Source organism: Flavobacterium tegetincola DSM 22377 (assembly GCF_000425485.1).
Classification (GTDB): Bacteria; Bacteroidota; Bacteroidia; order Flavobacteriales; family Flavobacteriaceae; genus Flavobacterium; species Flavobacterium tegetincola.
Map to the genome: position 1 here is coordinate 1 of NZ_AUDN01000050.1, position 1,258 is coordinate 1,258.

At 37.8% G+C, this 1,258-nt stretch carries 2 protein-coding genes; both read left to right on the plus strand.

Features of this window, described 5'->3' with window-relative positions:
- The first annotated feature begins 6 nt into the window (after window positions 1-6).
- Window positions 7-111, plus strand: a complete 105-nt coding sequence (locus tag H602_RS20540; RefSeq protein WP_211224076.1) for a T9SS type A sorting domain-containing protein — start codon at window positions 7-9, stop codon at window positions 109-111.
- A 56-nt stretch (window positions 112-167) separates the two neighbouring features.
- A partial coding sequence (locus tag H602_RS0109565) for an RCC1 domain-containing protein (RefSeq protein ID WP_026977788.1) occupies window positions 168-1,258 on the plus strand: 1,091 nt, incomplete at its 3' end.

Here is a 1,258-nt window from a genome sequence, read left to right on the forward strand (position 1 = left end):
CTATCGGTGGGTTCTAGTATTGATTGTAGTAACTTAACAAGTGGAGTGTATTTGTTGAATTTAATTAACAATAATGGCTTAAGTACTACTATGAAGTTTGTGAAACAATAATGTCGCTCAACCTATAACCTATAACCTACAACTTACAACCTACAACCTTTTTTATCATGAAAAAACTTTTACTTATTACATTATTATCACTTTCCACACTCTTTTCTAATGCCCAATGTTATGAAAGCTTAAAATTTGGAGGAAGCCATACAATTGGTGTCAAAGCAGACGGAACACTTTGGGGCTGGGGTCGGGCCTATGAAGGTGAGCTAGCAACTGTTAATTGGACCGAACCGAATCCGATTCAAATCAATTCAATCTCTAATATTAAAAATTTATACCCAGGTGTACTCAATACATTCATAATAAAAAATGATGGTACACTGTGGGGTGTCGGTAGTAATCAACTCGGTTCGTTGGGTGTAAATTCAACTACACAAAGTTTCACAAATTTTCAGCAAATTACTACAAGTAACAATTGGTTAAAGGTAGCCCCTTCACTTTATTTCACGTTAGCTTTAAAATCAGATGGAACTATTTGGTCATGGGGTCAAGACGACAATAATCAAACTGGGAATCCCCCTTCATCAGAGTCACAACTTGTTCCCATACAAGTAGGTACAGCAATGGATTGGGTTGACATAGCTACAAGTACAGGTGAAACAGCTTTTGCTTTAAAAGCAAATAGCACACTTTGGGGTTGGGGAGCAAATACAGGATCATTGTTAGTGGCTGCATCTAGCGTGTATTCCTTATCAACACCTACTCAAATTACAACCGCCACTAACTGGAGTAAAATAAGTGTGGGAGGTGTGCATATTTTAGCTCAAAAAGCAGATGGAATATTATGGTCTTGGGGGTCTGGCGCCGCAAGAGGGGTAGGCGAGAATGTTAACCCTGGCATTACTCCAACTCAAATTGGAAATGAAATATGGAAAAGTTTTTCAGCAGGTGGTTCTACTTCTTTTGGAGTTAAAGAAAACGGTACGCTATGGGCATGGGGATATAATACTAATGGTGAATTAGCCGATGGAACAAATACAACTCATTATTTACCTGTTCAAATAGGAACCGATACCAACTGGGACACTGTTAACGGAGGTATATACTCAACTTCTATGGCTACTAAAACTGACGGAAGTGTTTATTATTGGGGTAATAATTATTTCGGTGAGTTTGGTAATGGCACAGATTATATTGATTATTT